The sequence below is a fragment of the Candidatus Manganitrophus noduliformans genome, assembly GCF_012184425.1.
Classification (GTDB): domain Bacteria; phylum Nitrospirota; class Nitrospiria; order SBBL01; family Manganitrophaceae; genus Manganitrophus; species Manganitrophus noduliformans.
Window position 1 is genome coordinate 1 of the sequence record NZ_VTOW01000020.1, and the last position, 1,297, is coordinate 1,297.

Here is a 1,297-nt window from a genome sequence, read left to right on the forward strand (position 1 = left end):
ACTAGCAGGGTGCTGAAAAAGTCCTTTTAAGGTTGAGTTTGATTGAGTATACTTGCGCAGGATCTAAGGAGGAGGCATCATGCGCGGCATCAACGATTCTCAAAGTGGTCTGTTTAGTTATCTTTCTTGCGATCAGCGGGTTCCATCTGATCATCCCTTGCGGTCGATCAAAGCGTATGCGGACGAGGTGTTGGCCGGGATGTCGGGTGTCTTTGATGCGATGTATAGCACTCTGGGAAGACCTTCTCTTCCTCCTGAGAGATTGCTTAAAGGCCAGTTGCTCATTGCGCTGTATTCGGTTCGCTCGGATCGACTCTTCTGTGAGATGCTCGACTACAATATTCTCTTCCGTTGGTTTCTGGACATGAACCTGGAAGAGGCTTCTTTTGACGCAACCACGTTTACTAAGAATCGGGATCGGCTGCTGGAGCATGAAGTGGCGGCCAAGTTCTTTGATGCTGTGGTTGCAAAGGCCAGAGCTTTGAAGTTGCTTTCGGATGAGCACTTCACCGTCGACGGGACCCTGATTGAAGCGTGGGCCGGCATGAAGAGCTTTAAATCCAAAAAGAGAGCGCCTTGCTCCTCTGCTCCCCCGGATGATCCTGGGAACCCGACCATCGATTTCCACGGGGAGCACCGCTCCAATCAGACCCATCAGAGCACAACCGATAAAGAGGCTCGGCTGATGCGAAAAGGGTTGGGGAAAGAAGCCAAGCTGGTCTTGTCGGGACATGCGCTGATGGAGAATCGGCATGGGTTGTGTGTCGATCTTCGGGTAGAAGAAGCCACGGGGACGGTGGAGCGAGAAGCAGCAATGAAGATGGTCCTGCAACAGAGAAAGAAGGGAGCTTTGGTCAAGACGCTCGGCGGTGACAAGGGATACCATACCAAAGACTTCATCGCGCAATTGCGGTCGGAAGAGATTGCCCCTCACATCGCTCGCATCCGAGGCCGCAAAACCCCTGGTCTGGATGATCGCACAACACGACATGAAGGATATCGAATCAGTCAGAAAATCAGAAAGCGAGTGGAAGAGATCTTCGGGTGGATGAAAACGGTAGGAGGGCTGAGGAAGACCCGCTTTATCGGAATTGCACGGACCCAGCAATATGCCCATCTGACGGCCGCCGCTTATAACCTGTTGAGACTCAGCCGATTGAAACCGACATGAGGAAAAGCTCCTGAGAGTGACATCTAAACTAAAAGAAAAATGAAATTCAGCCGGCTTCATAAAGGCAACCAGAGGTTAACAGATAGACTTCGTGATCCAATATCCATTTTTTCAGCACCCTGCTAG

At 51.2% G+C, this 1,297-nt stretch carries 1 protein-coding gene; it reads left to right on the top strand.

The genetic code is table 11. The features are described from left to right. The first annotated feature begins 79 nt into the window (after positions 1-79). The gene (locus tag MNODULE_RS24340; protein WP_168063800.1) at positions 80-1,171 is read left to right on the top strand and encodes an IS5 family transposase; all 1,092 of its coding nucleotides are present in this window, start codon (positions 80-82) and stop codon (positions 1,169-1,171) included. Positions 1,172-1,297: the final 126 nt, after the last annotated feature.